Raw genomic sequence first — 17,192 nt, 5'->3', positions numbered from 1 at the left:
CAGCGCCTGCGGCGCTGGGTGTTCGCGGCCCCTTTGTGGCTCGCGTCCGAGCGACCGCCGCTGGCGACTTCGTCGCGGACGCGGCGGCCACTCGGACGCGAGCCGGGCCGCGAACGGGCAATGCTCGGTCTCGCTGCGCTCGAAATCGGGAGTCGGGCCGATACGGTTGCGTGCGGCGGAAACCGCGAGACCTCGAAGTTCACCGCTCAGCCGGGTGCCTGCTCAGCCAGTGTCAGCGGCTGGGCTTCAACGCCGAGCTGAGGCCGACGACCAATGGTCCGGTCGCCGGTTCTCAAAGCTGGTCACGCCGGGCCGATTCAGCCGTCGGTAAGGATGAGTCCGGAGATCAACAGCAGCACTGATTGCTGGGCCTGCGCGCGGGCGGTGTCCGGGTCGTCGGCGTGCGCGACGATCAAGGCGGCCTCGCTGATCACGCTGACGACGAGCTGGGCCAGCACGGGGATCGGGGCGTCGGCGATCAACCCGGCATCGCGGGCGCGCTCGAGCTGGGCGGTGATCAGGCCGAGGCCGTGGGCCGATTCGAATTCCCGCCAGGCCTGCCAGCCGAGCACGGCGGGGGCGTCGGTGAGCGCGATCCGCAACATCGCCGGGCGCTGGCAGATCTCCAGGAAGAGACCGAGGCCCGCCGTCATCCCGGCCATCACATCGTCGGAACCGACTGCGGCAATGGCATTTTCGATCTCTTTGGTCGTCTCGACCTCGATCTGCTCCAGCACCGCGAGGAACAGGCCGCGCTTGTCGCCGTAATGATGGTGCAGCGCGCCACGGGTGACGCCCGCCTCGGTGACCAGCTCTTCGGCCGAAGTTCCCGCGAAGCCGCGCTCGGTGAACAACCGCCGTCCGGCCTGTTCGAGCGCGGCTCTGGTGGCGCGAGAGCGGTCTTCCTGGCTACGGCGTGGCATGCAGCCGAGTGAACTCCAGAATCGATTCGGCGAGCAACTCGGGCTGGTCCTCCGGCAGGAAGGTGTAGGAGTCGTCGATGAGCGTCAGCGTCGCGTTCGGCAGGTCGCGGGCCAGGCGTTCGGCGAACGACACCGGGAACAGGCGGTCCTCGCGTGCCCAGGCCAGCAGTACCGGGATGTCGACGCCGGCGAAGTGCCGCGCGGCTTCGAGGGTGTACCGGCGATGCGCGGATTTCAGGAAGCGGCGCAGGTCTTTCCGGATCGCGGCCGACTTGCGGCTCGGCAGCAGATAGGAGTCGGTGATCTCCGGCGGCATCGGCCGCTTGGTGACCCAGCCGAAGGCCATCGGCAGGCGATGCAGTGCCCGGATGCGCATCACTTCGGTCAGCAGGCGGAGCGACCCGGGGATTTTCGCCAGCAGCGGGAGCGCCGTGAACGGCTGCGGCAGGAAGCCCTCGTAGCTGTCCACCGAGGCGAGTACGACGCGGCCGATCCTGGAACGGTCGCGGGACAGCAACACCTGAGTGATCGCTCCGCCGGTGTCATTGGCGACCAGCGTGACGTCGGTGAGGTCGAGGCGCTCGAGGAAAGCGGCGATCAGATCGGCGACACCGACCGGGGTCAGCTCGGCGTCGGGGACCGGAATCTCGTGCGAGCCGAGCGGCCAGTCCGGCGTCAGGCAGCGGTATCCGGCGGCGGCGATCGCGGGTACCACCTTGCGCCACAGGTCGGCGTTGACGAGCAGGCCGTGCACGAAGACGACCGGAGCGCCCTCCCCCGTCTCGTGGTAGCGGATGCGGCCGCCGGGCAAGTCCACCTCGTGGATGCGGCCTAGTGCTGTGCTGGTTGCCATGGGTCCTCCAGTCGTGTCGGGTCCTGGCCACTTTTACATACATACGGTATGTATGTCTATCCTACCCAGGGTGGATTTCGGGCCATTGATATGGACGCTTGACCAGATCGGTGGATACGGTTATCCGAAACACGACGAGACGGAGCTCAGATGACGGTGTCCGATCCGACCCGCCTTCCACCCGATACGCGGGAGCTGGGGCTGGCCGAACTGGCTGCAGCACTCGCGAGCGGCGCGATGACCTCGACCGCGGCGGTCAGCGGCGCACTCGACCGGATCGAGGCGGCGCAATCCACGCTCAACGCCTTCCGGATCGTGCGCCGCGACCGGGCGCTCGCCGAGGCCGCCGAGGCCGACCGGCGGCTGGCCACCGGGGAACGGCTGCCGCTGCTGGGCGTGCCCGTCGCGGTGAAGGACGACACCGACATCGCCGGCGAGCCGACCGCCTTCGGCTGCGGCGGCGAATTCGCACCGAAAACCGAAGACGCCGAATCGGTCCGGCGGCTGCGCGCGGCGGGCGCGGTGATCGTCGGCAAGACCAATACCTGCGAACTCGGCCAGTGGCCGTTCACCAGCGCCGCCTCGTTCGGCCACACCCGCAATCCTTGGGACCGCACGCGGACGCCCGGTGGGTCCTCTGGCGGGTCGGCGGCGGCCGTCGCGGCCGGATTGGTCCCTGCCGCATTGGGTTCCGACGGGGCAGGCTCGATCCGCATTCCGTCCGCCTGGACCAACCTGGTCGGTATCAAGCCGCAGCGGGGGCGGATCTCCACGTGGCCGGAAAGCGAACTGTTCTACGGGCTCACCGTGCACGGACCCCTGGCGCGCACCGTCGCGGACGCGGCGCTGCTGCTGGACTCCGCAGCCGGTCCGCACACCGGCGACCCGCACACGCCCGCCCCGATCACCGCCTCGGACGCCGTCGGCCGCGACCCCGGCCGGTTGCGGATCGCGTTGTCGCTGCGAATTCCGTTCACCACGACCAAGACCGCCCTCGATCCCGAGGTCGAGCAAGCCGTCCGAAAAACCGCCGACACCCTGCGCAAGCTCGGCCACACGGTGACCGTGGCCGACCTGCACTACGGCATCATGATCGGCGCCTCGTTCCTGCCGCGTTCGCTGGCGGGCATCCGGCGTGTGTACAACCGGATGCCCGGCCTCGAAGTCGACCCGCGCACCACCGCCAATGCCCGGATCGGCCGCGTGTTGGACGGCCCAGCTCTATACGCGGCACGCCAACTGGAACCATTGCTACACAGGCGAATCGGCCACTTCTTCCGCGACTACGACGTGGTCCTCGCCCCCACCACCGCGACTCCCCCACCGCGCGCCGAGGAGATCGACGGCATCGGCATCACCGCCACCAACAACCTCATCACCGCCGCCTGCCCCTACACCTGGCCCTGGAACGTCCTCGGCTGGCCGAGCGTCAACGTCCCCGCGGGCTTCACCGACTCCGGCCTCCCCGTCGGCGCCCAACTGATGGGCACGGCAAACACCGAAACCCTCCTGATCTCGCTGGCCGCCCAACTCGAATCCGAACTGAACTGGCAACGCCACCGCCCCACGCCCTGGTGGTGACCCGGCACGATTCGACAAACTATTCCGCCGGGTTGGCGGATAGTGTTCGAGCCGTCAGACAGCCGTGACGCCGAACGGGATCACCTTCGTGGTTGCGGTGGCGGTGGCGACCACCGTTCCATCGGAACCGGCCAGCGATGCTTCGACCCGCACGATGTCCCCGTTGCGGTGCACGATGCGCCCCCGGCCGATCAGACGCCCCGGAGCGACGGGCTCGAGGAAATTGACGTTCAAGTCGAGGGTGGACTGAAACTCGTCAGGCCCCAGTGTGGCCAGCACGCACGGGCCGATGGTGTCGTACAGCATCGCAGCCAGGAAGGCGCCGAGCACGTTGCCCATCGGATTCACGAAATCTTCGGTCGCCGTGAATGCCAGCTCGATCGTGCCTGCTTCGAGATCGGCGTCGATGAACTCCAGCCCGAGCGTCGTCGCAGCCGGCGGCATGGGCGCATCACCGCGCATCGCATCCCAGAACGGTCCCGATCGGTCTTTGTCGGACAACATCACTCCTCAACTCGACGAAAAAGGCTGTCCCACAATGACTGCCTGCGGAGTACGCGGCGCGGCCGGTCTAGAACGACATTGTGAAGTGCGCGGTGACGGTGGGACTGGACAGGACCGCGTCGAACGCGTCCGCGACCGGCATCTCCATTTCCGCACTCTGACTGCGGATTCGGTCGGGGAACGACCCTCCGGCGAACGGTCGGAGGTCGGTGAGCGTGATGTCCGCACCGAGCCCTGCGTCGACGAGCGCGCCCTCGACACTTCCGGGTCCGGGCGGGGCAATCGGGATATCGGCTACGGAGAACCCCACGTCGGGCGTGTCGTCCGGGTGCATCTCGGGGACGCTCGCCGCGGTATGTGTCAGCGCCAGCGCCCGGTAGTCTTCGCCCAGTTCCCGAGCCAGATAGTGGCCCATCGGGTACGCCCACAGCGCGCCGCCGTAGGAGATCGGCGTCTTCTGGATGTGGTTGTTGTGGGCGGCCAGCACGATGCGGGTGCCGGGTGCGGCGCGGTCGAGGTGCCAATGCACCATCTTCGACATATAGCGCTCGCGCACGGAGGTATCGAGGGACAGCCCACCCTCGGCGAAGACGGCGCTCATCGCCCCGAACATGTAGTCGGCGTGGCAGGCCGCTTCGATGTCACGCAGGGCGATGTCGTAGCGGCCCTGGTCACTGCGGGCGACGTAGTGCGGTTCCAGAGCACGTGCCCGCAGCAGCAAGCGAGCCAGGGACGCGGTCAGGGCGTTCTGATCGGCCCGATCCAGCTTCTCCCAACCCGGCGCTGCCGCCGCCACCGAGCCTCCGGAGAACCGGTCGGAGACCCGCAATGCCGTCTCGATCAGTGGAACGGCCTCGGGGTCCACCGTGCGCAGGTAATCCGCGACGGGCTCCAATGCCGGACGCAACGTACCGCCCGCCTGAGGGATATCGATGCCGACGAAGTCGACCGGGTGCCCGCCGTTCCGGTTGTACCGCCGCAGCCAGTGCGCGAACTCCCCGGTCACACCGGCGAACGTGGTGCCCCGCATCCCGGGCAGGTCGGCCTCGTCGGCCGTGCCGCGCAGCCAGCGGTCGAGTTCCCTGCCTTCGGGGAACCCGAACTCGAATGCCAGCACGGTGAACCCACACTGTTCGGCGAGGTAGCGGACAATCCGCTGCCGGGCGGCGGTGAATTCGCGGACGAAGTGGCAACCCTCGCCGACCGCGAAGACGCGCGCGTCGCCGACGACGTCGCGCAGCGGCTCGAGGTCGTCCAGTGGTGCGTCCGGGTCGAGAGTGCTCAGGACAGCGGTGTGCCGACGGATGTTTTCGGACATGAGAAAATGCTCCGTTCTCGGGGTACGAGTTCGAGGGAAATCACCGAGGGAGAGCAAGGCGGCCCGATTTCCGATCAGCTCGATCGGTCGGTGCCCGCGCTCCGGTGGAGCGCGTCAGAGAAAGAGGCTGCCGGTTGCCATGATCACGACCGTACCGGCTGGGCGCTGCCGCGACCACCGGTGACCGCTACGACGGATCGTGGCTGCCGTCAGCAGCGGGGTATGTTGCGCCGGGCGTTGGCAGAACTAGTCCTTCGTCAGGATCCTGGTGAACAGGAATGCCCTCTTCGGGGGCGGTTCTCGCATTTCCGTCGATACCCATTCTCACGCGTGTGATAGGGATGGTTGCATGGCAACCGCACACCCGCCGCCACGGATCCCCCAGTGCGAGTTGTGTGGCGGCCCCCAGATCGGCAACCTCCGCCTGGTGAGCCAGTACCACGTCGGCATACACCCGAATAGCCGCAACCTCTGGGCGAAGCCGCTGTCGGCATTGAACGCTGTCATGTGCCTGCGCTGTGGACATACGATGTTCTTCGCCGCCGAGCTCGCGAAGGTCCAGGAGGAGGCCGAGAAGCACCCCGAGCGGTTCACCTGGTGATACCGCCGGACTCCCCGGTTACCGTAGAACCTCCCTGCTTCAACTCTTCTCGATCACTACATCAGAAGGTCAGCGGGTGAGTGCCGATAGGTTTGTGCTTGTCGGCGATGTGCCATGTGCGGAAGCCCTGTCCAGCTGCGTGCAGACGGACGGGTCGAAACCCACGCGGGTCCAGTGGTGACAAGATCGCCCAGTGCCGTATCGCCTCGGCCGACTGTGGAACTCGAGGAGATGCCGATGGCGGACCGTCACCTGGTAGACGTTCACATCCTGCTCGTGCGCGACGACGAATTGCTGCTGACTCAGCGCCGAGGAGATATGTTCGCAGGCCGGTGGCATCTACCATCGGCAAATTGGATGCAGGCGAGCCGATCACCGCTGCCGCCGTCCGTGAAGCCCATGAGGAAGTCGGCGTGCTCATCGACCCGACCGACCTCCGATTCGTCCACGCGGTACACGCCGCCGGTTCCGGCCCGGAGCCCCGGCTGGGGATGTTCCTTCAGGCACGTCGGTGGGTCGGGGAGCCGGTAAATCGGGAACCGGAGAAGTGCGCGGCTGTGCAGTGGTTCCCGATAGACCAGCTGCCCGATGACTTGATCGAGTACCCCGCCATCAGGATCCGCGCGTTCCTCGACGGCCGAGCGCAGCTCAGCGAGCACGGCTGGAATACACCGGCTGCGGTCGCCGCCGTCAGCCTCTAACCGGTGGTTGGTGCGCTCATGCTGGGCGTGCGCCAGCTCGACCAGCTTGGCACGGATGTAGCTGGTTGGCGCTTCGGCGAGCTGGAGGTTGACTGAGAAATTGAACTCGTCGCGGGCCAGCATCGACTCATCGACACCCCCGTCGGTCAAATCCACCGGCGTATCGCGGTAGTGATCAGCGCACGCGCCTGGCTGCCATAGCTTGCCTAGGGCAACGCTCGGCAGGACCTTCTAGATGACGACCGCCAGCGAGTGCGGCAGTTCTCGCGGACGCCGTCGAGAGCGGCCTCGCAGATGAGCTTGGACGATTGGGGCCCTCGAGCTCGTAGGTGAGCTCGCCGTCGGGTAGAAGGCCGGGCCCTCCGGCATCTTCGCGGCGATGCCTCGATCAAGACCTCGACAGGCGCGAATGGCATACGGGCCATGGTTTTCTCCGGGTCAGGAGCCGGACAGTCGGCGCTCTCACCGCTCGATCCGTGTCTTGCGCAGGCGCAGGACCTCGTTCACACCGAAGAGCCGCAGTCCGAAACGTTCCGATCTCGACTGAGCCTGGGCGACTGATGCGGCGGGGACCAGTTCGGGTTCGGTGACCTGGTAGGAAGCACCTTCGTGGATCACCTCGGCGGTGCCGGTGGCCAGCACATTTTTGAGCCAGTCGGGTGTGGTGCCGTAGGGCAATGAAATGAGGAAGTGGTCTGCGGCTTCGGTGATGCCGATCGGTGTTTCGTAGGCGTTGCCGCTGGACCTGCCCGTGTGGCGGACCACAGAGGCATAGGCGCCGGGTCGCCCGGCGGTCTTCATGGCGCGAGGGTTCATGAAGCGGCGGTTGAAGTGGCGGACCACTGCGAGGCCGGGAGCGTAGCTCGTGCGCATCACCACCAGCAGGAAGAGGCACCAAGCCAGGGCCAGCCCCACCGGCGTGCCCGCGACTATCGCGATCCATATCCACATGGTCACGCCAATCTCTTACGTTGTAAGTCGGGTATTGCAAGGGAAGCATTACAACGTAAGGCTGTCAAGAGCGGGTAACCGATGGCGTCGAACTTTGATCGACCGGCCCGCGGCTGTCATGCTCAGTCGCCGATCGGATCGGAGGAGGACACGCGTGGGCACATGGGGCGTGGTATGCGCGTTCGACGAGGAAAAGTTCCGGACCGCTGTCATCCCCGCCTTGAGGTCGGGGCCTGACCACCCAATCGTCGCGAATGGCATTCGTCGCTGGCGAGCCCACTCCCTCGTGGCGCTCAGCGTCGAGACCCCTGGTGATTTCGAGGGACTGGCTACGGTGATGACCCATGTCGACGACTCGTTCTCCGCCTGCGATCTCGGACGTGACTTCCACGTCGTGAACGGGACGCTCGCCAAGGGGTTCGAGCCGGTGGGCGACGGATCGGACTACGACGGATCGGTATGGGATTACGTTGATTTCGTCGACCTTGTGGAGTGGATCATCACCCGTGAGTCGCTGCGCGCCTACGCGTGGCTCGGCAGCCGGGGGTCGTATGTCTCGCGGGTCTTCAGTGAGTACCCGCGCCGAGAGCCCTCACCTGCCACTGAACTCGACAAACTGCTCGAACGACTGGACAACGGCGCAGCTTACTTGATCGAAGGTGCCAGTGGAGAGGGTATCCACGGCTGGCTCGACGCCGCCGAAACCCGACGCTTGGCCTCCCTGATATCACCGAAACCCGAGGGCGATGTCGGCGAGCTCTCCACGACCGACAAACGCTGGATGCAGGCGCAGTTATGGGCGGTCTTGGACTGGGCGATCGACCGCGATCTCGGCCTGCTGTGGGGACGTGACCTCACGATCCTCTACGACAAACATCCTGAGGCCACATTCTTCGACGAAGGCGAAACGCTGCCGATAGAGCTATGGCGGTGACCGCCTGCATGACTCTGAATCCCTGGTTCACAGCTGTTCCAGCGGCGTCTCTGACCGAGGCTGTATCGGACCGGCGTCGAAGGAAGAGTTCACTGGAAACTCCCCTGGGTGAATCGATCAGAACCCGAGTTTGCCCAGTTGCTTGGGATCGCGCTGCCAGTCCTTCGCCACCTTCACATGCAAATTCAAATAGATGCGGGTGCCGAGGATGTGTTCGATCTGTTTGCGGGCGTTGGTGCCGACTTCCTTCAGGCGGGAGCCGCCCTTGCCGATGACGATGGCTTTCTGGCTGGGGCGCTCGACGTAGAGCAGGGCGTGGACGTCGAGCATGTCCTCGCGCTCCTCGTAGGGCAGGATGTCCTCGATGACGACGGCCAGCGAGTGCGGCAGTTCGTCGCGGACGCCCTCGAGCGCGGCCTCGCGGATGAGCTCGGCCATCAGGGTTTCCTCGGGCTCGTCGGTGAGCTCGCCGTCGGGGTAGAAGGCCGGGCCCTCCGGCATCTTCGAGGCGATGACGTCGACCAGGACCTCGACCTGTTCGCCCTTGACCGCCGACACCGGCACCACGTCGGCGTCCGGGCCGAGCAGCTGGGCGACCGCGAGCAGTTGCTCGGCGATCTGGTCACGGCTCACCTTGTCGATCTTGGTGACCACGCCGAGCAGCGTGGTCTTGGGCGCCATCTGCTTGATCTGTTGCACGATCCAGCGGTCGCCAGGGCCGATCTTCTCGTCGGCCGGGATGCACAGCGCGATCACGTCGACTTCCGAATACGTATCCCGCACCAGGTCGTTGAGGCGCTGGCCGAGCAGTGTGCGCGGACGGTGCAGGCCGGGCGTGTCGACCAGAATCAACTGGGCGTGCTCGCGATGCACGATGCCGCGAATGGTGTGCCTGGTGGTCTGCGGACGCGAGGAGGTGATCGCGATCTTCGCGCCGACCAGCGCGTTGGTCAGCGTCGACTTACCGGTGTTCGGCCGGCCGACGAAACAGACGAACCCCGAACGGAATTCGTCCTCACGGGCCTTCGATCGATCACCCACCGTGCACCTCGCCCGAGTCGGCGGTCACCGCGTCGGCGGCGTCGGCCGAATCGTCGACGATTTCGAACACCGCGCCGTCGCGGTCGGTGAAGATGATCCGCGCCTCCGCGGAGACCTCACGCACCGCGGTGACGCCGAAATCGGACAACCGCCCACCGACCACCACGGCCGCCTCGAATCCCTCGGCGCCACTGGAGAGCGCGGCGGCCACCGCTGCTTGCAACGCCGTCAGCCGCAGCGCGGTCAGGTTCACCTCGCCCGCGGCGTAGGTGCGTCCGTCCGTATCGCGGATGGCCGCGCCACTCGCCCCGCCGGTGCGGCCGAGCGCCCCGCGGGCCAGCACGACCAGCTTGTTGTCCTCGGCGTCCAGTTCGGTCATTCGGTGTCTCCGTCCTCGTCGCGATCGGCCGGGCTCTCCCGCTCCGATCCATTGGCCTTGCGCTTCCCATTGGGATTGTCGCCGCTGGTTTTCCCCGCCGGGACCCTCTCGCGCGCTTTGCGGACCACGACGGTGTTCACCCGCACCCGCCCCCGCGCGTCCGCGCCGCCTTCGCCGCGCAGCACCAGCCCATGAACCTCGACCTTCGAACCGGGCAGCGGCACCCGCCCGAGTTCGTGGGCCATCAGGCCGCCGACGGTGTCGACGTCCTCTTCCTCGATCTCCAGCCCGTACAGCTCGCCGAGGTCCTCCACCGACAGCCGGGCCGATACCCGGTAGCGCCCATCGCCGAGGTCTTCGATGGGCGGGGTCTCGTCGGTGTCGTACTCGTCGGCGATCTCACCGACGATCTCCTCCAGCACGTCCTCGATGGTCACCAAACCCGCGATGCCGCCGTACTCGTCCACCAGCAGCGCCATGTGGTTGCGCCTGCGCTGCATCTCGTCGAGCAGGCTGTCCAGCGGTTTGGAGTCGGGCATGAACACCGCCGACCGCATGACCTGACGCACCCGCACCTTGCGGCTGCGATCCGCATACGGCACAAGGTCTTTCAGGTAGACCACGCCGAGGATGTCGTCGACGTTTTCGCCGATCACCGGAATCCGCGAGTGCCCGGAGCGCACCGCGAGCGACATCGCCTGCGCCGCGGTCTTGTCCGCCTCGATCCAGACCATCTCGGTGCGCGGCACCATCACCGCGCGGGCGGGGGTGTCGCCCAGTTCGAAGACCGACTGGATCATCCGGCGTTCGTCGTCGGCCACCACGCCGCGCTCACTGGCCATCTCGACCACTTCGCGCAACTCGATCTCGGAGGCGAAGGGACCGTTGCGGAAACCTTTGCCCGGCGTGATCGCGTTGCCGAGCAGAATCAGCAACCTGCTGAGCGGGCCGAGCAGCGCGCCGATGAACTGCAGCGGCAGCGCCGCGGCCAGCGCGATCGAGTACGCGTGCTGACGGCCCAGCGTGCGCGGACCGACTCCGATCACCACATAGGACACCAGCACCATCACCAGCGCGGTGACCAGCAGCGCCCAGTTCTGCTCCCAGACCGTCATCAGCCCCGCGACCAGCAGCACCGTGGCGCCGATCTCGCACAGAATCCGCAGCAGCACCATGAGATTCACGTAGCGCGCCCGGTCGGCGACGATCCGGGTCAGGCGCACCGCACCCGGCCGGTCGGCTCGGACCATGTCTTCGGCGCGCGCGGGGGAGATGGTGTTCAGCGCGGAATCGACCCCGGCGAAGACCCCACCCACCGAGATGAGCAGGACCGCCAGCAGAACGAGGGTCAGGGAATTCACGCGGGATCCAGGGAATCACCCGGTGTGGTGAAGCCCGCCTTACCCAGCAACCGCGCGTCGCGTTCGGCGAGCTCGGCCCGCCGCCGCGCTTCATTCAGGCTCTCGTACCACTCCTCGAGCAGCGTAGCCTGCAGCGCGAACATCTCCTTCTCCTCCTCCGGCTCGGCATGGTCGTAGCCGAGCAGGTGGAGCACGCCGTGCACGGTGAGCAGCGCGAGTTCGTGGTCCAGCGAGTGACCCGCCTTGCGCGCCTGGCCGGCGGCGAATTCGGGGCACAACACGATGTCGCCCAGCATGGACGGGCCGGGCTCGGGGCTGTCGGGCCGTCCGCCCGGCTCGAGCTCGTCCATGGGGAAGGACATGACGTCGGTCGGGCCGGGCAGGTCCATCCAGCGCATGTGCAGGTCGGCCATGGTATCGAGATCGACGAGTACCATCGACAGCTCCGCGGCCGGGTGCACGTCCAGCCGGGCGATCACGAACCGCGCGACGCTGACCAGCTCTTCTTCGGGCACGTCGATACCCGACTCGTTGGCGATCTCGATGCTCACCCGAATAGCCTACGATCCCCGCGATCGCGTCGGCGGAGCGGAGCCCCGCCCGGCGGAACGCGTTATCGGCGCTCCGACCGGCTCGCGGCACGCCGCTGCGCCCGGTTGCCGCCGTAATGCGGAGCGACCGGCGGACGTGCCTCGGCCTCGGCCCGGTCGTAGGCGTCGACGATGTCCGAAACCAAGCGGTGGCGGACCACGTCGCTGCTGGTGAGCTCGGCGAAGTGGATGTCCTCGATTTCGCCGAGGATCTCGCTGGCCGCGCGCAGACCCGACCGCGCGCCGGTGGGCAGGTCGACCTGGGTGACGTCACCGGTCACCACGATCTTCGACCCGAACCCGAGCCGGGTCAGGAACATCTTCATCTGCTCGGCGGTGGTGTTCTGCGCCTCGTCGAGGATGATGAACGAGTCGTTGAGGGTCCTGCCGCGCATGTATGCCAGCGGGGCGACCTCGATGACACCGGCCGCCATCAGCTTCGGAATGGCCTCCGGATCCATCATGTCGTGCAGCGCGTCGTAGAGCGGGCGCAGGTACGGGTCGATCTTCTCGTTCAGCGTGCCGGGCAGGAAGCCGAGCCGCTCCCCCGCCTCGACCGCGGGCCTGGTGAGGATGATCCGGTTGACCAGCTTGGATTGCAGCGCCTGGACCGCCTTGGCCATCGCCAGATAGGTCTTGCCGGTACCCGCGGGACCGATGCCGAACACGATGGTGTTGGCGTCGATCGCGTCGACGTAGCGCTTCTGATTCAGCGTCTTGGGCCGGATGGTCCTGCCGCGCCGGGACAGGATGTCCAGGCTGAGCACCTCCGCCGGAGATTCGCTGGAGCCCTCGGTGAGCATCGATACGGTGTGACGCACCGCCTCGGGAGTCACCACGCGATTGCGGCCGGTGAGCGCGACCAATTGCTCGATGACACGCTCGGCGAGCGCGACGTCGGCCGCCTTGCCGGTGAGGGTGACGGAATTGCCTCGGACGTGGATGTCCGCGTCGAGCAGGGATTCGAGTTCACGCAGATTCTGGTCGGCGGAACCGAGGAAAGGGAACACGGATTCGGGAGCGAGTTCGATACTCGAACGCACGGTGCGCGCTGCGGGATCCGAACCGGTGTCGCCGGCGCCGATGCCTGCCGCTGGGGTGATCGGGTCGCCCATCTCGCCTTGTGCTCTCAAAAGTGGCTATAGCCTGCTTTCCGGTCTCGACTGCTGTGTTGAGAAAAGTTTAACCCGCCCCACCGACACGGCCCAGTGAATATGCTGCTAACGGACTCCGGTGCTCACCGGATTCCCCCACGCCGCCGCGCCCAATCCTCGGTGAAATCGCGGAAGCGCCGCACCGCGTCCGACGGCGTGGCGGCGGCAGGCCAGACCATCCCGACCGCGCGAGCCGCGCCCGCGTCGGCGAGCGGCACCGTCACCGGGCCGGACAGCGGCCCCGCCGACAGCCGATCTTCCCGCGGCAGGATCGCCACCCCCAATCCGGCCGACACCAGCCCTGCCACGGTGACCAGATCGCTCGATTCGAACGCGATCCTCGGCCGGATATCCTCCGCGGCGCACAACTCGTCGAAGATTCGCCGCATCCCGAACCCGCAGTGCATCGTGATGAACTCCGCGTCGGCCACCTCCGCGAGCCGGACCTGCCGCCGCCCGGCCAGGCGATGCTCCGGCGGCAGAGCGAGGACCAACGGCTGCCGCAGCACCACCCGCCACCCGACGCCCGCGACGGCCGGACGAGGCGAGACGATGCCCAGATCCGCCGCACCCTCGAGCACACGCTCGGTCACCGCTTCGGCCGCGCCTTGCCACAGCGTTATCGTGATCCGTCCGGAGACCCGCCGGAACTCGCTGATCAGCTGCGGCACCAGCGAAGCGCCGAAGGAATGCTGGAAGGACAGCCGGACGACGCCTTTGGCCGGGTTCACGCGATCGGCGACGGCCTGTTTCGCGGCATCGAGCTCGGATCGGGCGCGACGCGCGTGTTCGTAGTAGATCCGGCCGAACTCGTTGAGCGTGATGCGCTTGCCGCGCCGGTCGAACAGTTCGACGCCGACCCTGCGCTCCAACCGCGCCAGCATGCGCGAGAGGGTCGGCTGGGCGATGTGCAGCCGCTCCGCCGCCGCGCCGACGCGTTCCATCTCGGCGAGGGTCGTGAACCACTCCAGATCCTCGCCCAGCATCTGCGGCCTCTCTATATGCGCGTACTGCATCAACTTTATCGTTATTATTCATTTCCGTTCCGAAGTGCGGCTGGCGATCCTGGATGACAGGAGGAGCCATGACCACGACGCAGAGCACAGCGGCGACGGACGTCGCGCACGAACGCAGGATCACCGCGGCACTGTTCGCGGCGGGTCTGACGACCTTCGCGTCCATGTACAGCGCTCAGGCCCTGCTGCCGAGCCTCTCGGCCGCGTTCGGCGCCACACCGGCGCTTGCAGCGCTCGCGGTGTCGCTCACCAGCGGTTTCCTGGCGCTGGCGATCATCCCGGTGAGCGCGTTGTCGTCCCGTATCGGACGGACCAAGGTCATGATCGGCTCCGCTGTCGCGTCGGCCGCGATCGGACTGCTGCTGCCGATGAGCCCGTCACTGGAGATACTGCTCACCGGCCGAGCGCTACAGGGGATAGCGCTGGCGGGCGTGCCCGCGGTGGCAATGGCCTACCTGGCGGAGGAGATCGGCGGCGATGGATTGGGCGCCGCGATGGGAATCTACGTGGCGGGTACCACGATCGGAGGGCTGGCCGGGCGCTTGATTCCGGCGTTCACCCTGGACCTGGCGTCCTGGCGCTGGGCGCAGGCGGCGGCCTCGATCGCCGCGGCGGGCTGCACGGTGTGGTTCGTCCGGTGGTTACCACCGTCTCGCGGGTTCGTCCCCCGGCCCGCCGGAATCCACACGGTGCTGGGTGACCTCGCCGGTCAGCTGCGTCATCGGGGGCTGCTCGCGCTGTTCGGATTGGCGTTCGTGCTGATGGGCGGGTTCGTCTCGATGTACAACTACCTCGGCTACCGGCTGACCACGGCGCCGTTCGGGTTGCCGGAAGCGCTGGCCGGACTGGTGTTCGTGCTGTACCTGGCCGGAACGGCGGCGTCGGCGGTGTCCGGGCGACTGGCGGATCGGGTCGGCAGGCATCGCGTGCTGGGGATATCGCTGGGTGTGATGACGGTCGGGCTCGCGGTGACGGTGCCGAACCACATCGGCACCGTGGTTCTCGGCGTATTGCTCTACACCGCGGGGTTCTTCGGCGCGCACACGGCGGCGAGCGCATGGGTCGGCGCGATGGCCCGAGGCAACCGTGGTGCCGCGTCGTCGCTATACCTGTTCGCCTACTACCTCGGCAGCGCGATTGTCGGCGGCGTTGCGGGCATCGCCTACGCCGCGGGCGGGTGGATCGGATTGTCCGGCGGCATCGGCGTGCTGCTGGTGATCGCGGCATTGCTGGTGTGGGCGTTGACGGTTTATGGACGTGGGTCGCCGCGGACCGCGATCGTCGGCGACTGATCGCGAACGTCAGCTCGGTGACTTCACCAGCGTGGCGTCAGAGCGCCCAGGGCGCCGAGGGCGACCGCGGCGGCGGTGGACGTGCGCAGAACCGTTGGGCCGAGCAGGGTTATTTCGGCGCCCGCCGCGGACAGCGCGGTGAGCTCCGCATCGTCCAGCCCGCCTTCGGGGCCGACCACGAGGACGATTTCGGCGGCGTCGGCGAAGGGCAGTCCGGTGAAGCGGGCGGTGCCGGATTCGTGCAGCGCCGCGACGATCGCGCCGTCCGCCTTCGCCTGCCGGACCAGCTCGAGCAGATCCCTGGTGCGATGCAGGTCGGCGACCTCGGGAATGTAGGCGCGGCGGGACTGGCGGGCGGCCGAGCGGGCCGCGGCGCGCCACTTGTCGACCGCCTTGGCCGCCTTGCCTTCCCAGTTGGCGACACAGCGCGCCGCCTGCCACGGGATGACGGCGTCCGCGCCCGCCTCGGTCATCAACTCGACCGCGAGCTCCGAACGGTCGGATTTGGGCAACGCCTGGACAACGGTCACCAGCGGCGCCGGTGGGGCGACCAGCACTCGGTCGCGCACCGTCAACTCGAGCCGATCACGTTGCGCCGCTACGACTTCCGACTCGGCCAGCACACCGCGGCCATCGGAGAGCGTGATCGGCTCCCCGACCCGGATGCGGCGCACCGTGGCGGCATGCCTGCCCTCCGGGCCGTCGAGCACGGCGATCGCGCCCGGCTCGGGCACCTCGTCGAGGTAGAAGACGGTCGCGGCCACCTAGCGCCCGCTGAATGACGCGCGCAGCCGCGCGAACAACCCACTGTTGTGCTCGGACTGCGCCGACATCACCTCGGCGCGCTCCCGATCGCGCATCCCCTTGAACTTGCGCAGCAACTCGGTCTGCTTGCCGTCCAGCTTGGCCGGGATCACGATGTCCAGGTGCGCGAGCAGATCACCGCGCGCGCCCGAACGCAGGCGCGGCATGCCGTGACCGCGCAGCACCGAGATCTCCCCGGGCTGCGTGCCCGCCGGAATGGTCAGCTCGGTCGGGCCGTCCAGGATGGTATCGATCACGACGGTGGTGCCCAGTGCAGCGTCGACCATCGGCACTCGGATGGTGCAGTGCAGGTCGTCGCCGTCGCGGACGAACACGTCGTGCGGCTGCTCCACGATCTCGACGTATAGGTCACCCGCGTGGCCGCCACCGGGACCGACCTCGCCCTGCGCGGCCAACCGCACCCGCATGCCGTTCGCGACACCCGCCGGAATCGGCGCGGCGATCTCCCGGCGCGCCCGCACGCGGCCGTCACCGCCGCACTTCTGGCACGGATCCGGGATGGTCTCGCCGGCGCCGCGGCAGGTCGGGCACGGACGCGAGGTCAGCACCTGACCGAGGAAAGAACGCTGCACCGACTGGACTTCGCCTGCGCCGCCACAGGTTTCGCAGCGAACCGGCCTGGATTTGCCGTTCGTGCCCGCACCCTGGCACAGGTCGCAGAGGATCGCCGTGTCCACGGTCAGGTGCTTGGTCACGCCCACCGCGCACTCGGCCAGGCTCAGCCGGGTGCGGATCAGCGAGTCCGCGCCCGGCTGGACGCGGCCGCGCGGCTTGCGCGCGCTCGTCGATCCGCTCATACCGCCGAAGAACGCCTCGAACACGTCGCCGAGCCCACCGAAGCCCGCGCCGTTGAAGCCGGCACCACCGGCACCGGCGGATTCCAGCGGGTCACCGCCCATGTCGACGATGCGCCGCTTCTCCGGATCCGACAGCACCTCGTAGGCGGTCGACACTTCCTTGAACTTGGCCTGCGCCGCCTCGTCGGGGTTGACGTCGGGGTGGAGCTCACGCGCCAGCTTGCGGTATGCCCGCTTGAGTTCCTGGTCGGTCGCGTTCTTCGCGACGCCGAGCAGTCCGTAGTAGTCCCGTGCCACTTGAGTCTCTAGTCCTTGGTCGTTTCGACGGTGCCGCCGGTGCCCGCGCACGCGTTCACCGCGCGCCGACAACA

Annotated in this window: 18 protein-coding genes and 1 pseudogene; 5 read left to right on the top strand and 14 right to left on the bottom strand. The window is 67.6% G+C overall.

What is annotated here, in order from left to right; translation table 11 throughout:
• Nucleotides 1-317: 317 nt before the first annotated feature.
• A complete protein-coding gene (locus tag ACWPXK_RS31475; protein WP_454199794.1) occupies nucleotides 318-923 on the bottom strand; it encodes a TetR/AcrR family transcriptional regulator in 606 nt (201 codons plus the stop codon).
• On the bottom strand, nucleotides 910-1,776 hold the full coding sequence (locus ACWPXK_RS31470; protein ID WP_454199793.1) for an alpha/beta fold hydrolase: 867 nt from the start codon (nucleotides 1,774-1,776) through the stop codon (nucleotides 910-912). Before ACWPXK_RS31470 ends, ACWPXK_RS31475 begins: the two co-directional genes overlap by 14 nt.
• Before the next feature lie 150 nt (nucleotides 1,777-1,926).
• On the opposite strand from ACWPXK_RS31470, the gene ACWPXK_RS31465 reads away from it, so the two are divergent.
• Nucleotides 1,927-3,357 carry an amidase gene (locus tag ACWPXK_RS31465; protein WP_454199792.1) on the top strand — a complete coding sequence of 477 codons (1,431 nt, stop codon included), beginning with the start codon at nucleotides 1,927-1,929 and terminating at the stop codon, nucleotides 3,355-3,357.
• 54 nt (nucleotides 3,358-3,411) lie between these two features.
• On the opposite strand, the gene ACWPXK_RS31460 is transcribed toward ACWPXK_RS31465, so the two are convergent.
• Both ACWPXK_RS31460 and ACWPXK_RS31455 read right to left on the bottom strand, forming a co-directional pair.
• Nucleotides 3,412-3,858 (bottom strand): PaaI family thioesterase, encoded by a 447-nt coding sequence (locus tag ACWPXK_RS31460; RefSeq protein ID WP_454199791.1) that lies wholly within the window; start codon nucleotides 3,856-3,858, stop codon nucleotides 3,412-3,414.
• Between the two features lie 70 nt (nucleotides 3,859-3,928).
• Nucleotides 3,929-5,179 carry an erythromycin esterase family protein gene (locus tag ACWPXK_RS31455; RefSeq protein ID WP_454199790.1) on the bottom strand — a complete coding sequence of 417 codons (1,251 nt, stop codon included), beginning with the start codon at nucleotides 5,177-5,179 and terminating at the stop codon, nucleotides 3,929-3,931.
• Nucleotides 5,180-5,528: 349 nt separating this feature from the next.
• Here ACWPXK_RS31455 and ACWPXK_RS31450 point away from each other — a divergent pair, with 349 nt between their 5' ends.
• On the top strand, nucleotides 5,529-5,780 hold the full coding sequence (locus ACWPXK_RS31450) for a hypothetical protein (RefSeq protein WP_454199789.1): 252 nt from the start codon (nucleotides 5,529-5,531) through the stop codon (nucleotides 5,778-5,780).
• A 107-nt stretch (nucleotides 5,781-5,887) separates the two neighbouring features.
• Entirely contained in the window at nucleotides 5,888-6,481 is a 594-nt protein-coding gene (locus ACWPXK_RS31445; RefSeq protein ID WP_454199788.1) for an NUDIX domain-containing protein, read from the top strand.
• A 234-nt stretch (nucleotides 6,482-6,715) separates the two neighbouring features.
• Here the strand turns inward: ACWPXK_RS31445 and ACWPXK_RS31440 are convergent.
• A pseudogene (locus tag ACWPXK_RS31440) lies at nucleotides 6,716-6,862 on the bottom strand (GTPase Era); the annotation flags it as partial.
• Nucleotides 6,863-6,943: 81 nt separating this feature from the next.
• Entirely contained in the window at nucleotides 6,944-7,438 is a 495-nt protein-coding gene (locus tag ACWPXK_RS31435) for a nitroreductase family deazaflavin-dependent oxidoreductase (RefSeq protein ID WP_454199787.1), read from the bottom strand.
• A 148-nt stretch (nucleotides 7,439-7,586) separates the two neighbouring features.
• Between ACWPXK_RS31435 and ACWPXK_RS31430 the strand changes: the two genes are divergently transcribed.
• On the top strand, nucleotides 7,587-8,366 hold the full coding sequence (locus ACWPXK_RS31430) for a hypothetical protein (protein WP_454199786.1): 780 nt from the start codon (nucleotides 7,587-7,589) through the stop codon (nucleotides 8,364-8,366).
• A 117-nt stretch (nucleotides 8,367-8,483) separates the two neighbouring features.
• On the opposite strand, the gene era is transcribed toward ACWPXK_RS31430, so the two are convergent.
• The 6 genes from era to ACWPXK_RS31400 all read right to left on the bottom strand — a co-directional run bounded on the left by era (nucleotide 8,484) and on the right by ACWPXK_RS31400 (nucleotide 13,907).
• Nucleotides 8,484-9,407, bottom strand: coding sequence for a GTPase Era (gene era / locus ACWPXK_RS31425; protein WP_454199785.1), 924 nt, complete (start codon nucleotides 9,405-9,407; stop codon nucleotides 8,484-8,486).
• Nucleotides 9,400-9,786, bottom strand: coding sequence for a cytidine deaminase (locus tag ACWPXK_RS31420; protein ID WP_454199784.1), 387 nt, complete (start codon nucleotides 9,784-9,786; stop codon nucleotides 9,400-9,402). The genes era and ACWPXK_RS31420 overlap by 8 nt, the downstream gene beginning before the upstream one ends.
• A complete protein-coding gene (locus ACWPXK_RS31415; RefSeq protein ID WP_454199783.1) occupies nucleotides 9,783-11,147 on the bottom strand; it encodes a hemolysin family protein in 1,365 nt (454 codons plus the stop codon). The genes ACWPXK_RS31420 and ACWPXK_RS31415 overlap by 4 nt, the downstream gene beginning before the upstream one ends.
• On the bottom strand, nucleotides 11,144-11,698 hold the full coding sequence (ybeY, locus tag ACWPXK_RS31410) for an rRNA maturation RNase YbeY (protein ID WP_364327761.1): 555 nt from the start codon (nucleotides 11,696-11,698) through the stop codon (nucleotides 11,144-11,146). The genes ACWPXK_RS31415 and ybeY overlap by 4 nt, the downstream gene beginning before the upstream one ends.
• A gap of 62 nt (nucleotides 11,699-11,760) precedes the next feature.
• The gene (locus tag ACWPXK_RS31405; protein WP_454199782.1) at nucleotides 11,761-12,852 is read right to left on the bottom strand and encodes a PhoH family protein; all 1,092 of its coding nucleotides are present in this window, start codon (nucleotides 12,850-12,852) and stop codon (nucleotides 11,761-11,763) included.
• Between the two features lie 122 nt (nucleotides 12,853-12,974).
• The gene (locus tag ACWPXK_RS31400; protein WP_454199781.1) at nucleotides 12,975-13,907 is read right to left on the bottom strand and encodes a LysR family transcriptional regulator; all 933 of its coding nucleotides are present in this window, start codon (nucleotides 13,905-13,907) and stop codon (nucleotides 12,975-12,977) included.
• Between the two features lie 68 nt (nucleotides 13,908-13,975).
• Between ACWPXK_RS31400 and ACWPXK_RS31395 the strand changes: the two genes are divergently transcribed.
• Nucleotides 13,976-15,199: an MFS transporter gene (locus ACWPXK_RS31395; RefSeq protein ID WP_454199780.1), complete on the top strand. Its 1,224-nt coding sequence runs from the start codon at nucleotides 13,976-13,978 to the stop codon at nucleotides 15,197-15,199.
• A 23-nt stretch (nucleotides 15,200-15,222) separates the two neighbouring features.
• Here the strand turns inward: ACWPXK_RS31395 and ACWPXK_RS31390 are convergent, their stop codons facing one another.
• Entirely contained in the window at nucleotides 15,223-15,963 is a 741-nt protein-coding gene (locus ACWPXK_RS31390; RefSeq protein WP_454199779.1) for a 16S rRNA (uracil(1498)-N(3))-methyltransferase, read from the bottom strand.
• Nucleotides 15,964-17,118 (bottom strand): molecular chaperone DnaJ, encoded by a 1,155-nt coding sequence (gene dnaJ / locus ACWPXK_RS31385; RefSeq protein WP_454199778.1) that lies wholly within the window; start codon nucleotides 17,116-17,118, stop codon nucleotides 15,964-15,966.
• Between the last annotated feature and the right edge of the window lie 74 nt (nucleotides 17,119-17,192).

It is taken from the genome of Nocardia sp. Marseille-Q1738, assembly GCF_965283145.1.
This window is presented reverse-complemented; position numbering and strand designations above follow the sequence as displayed.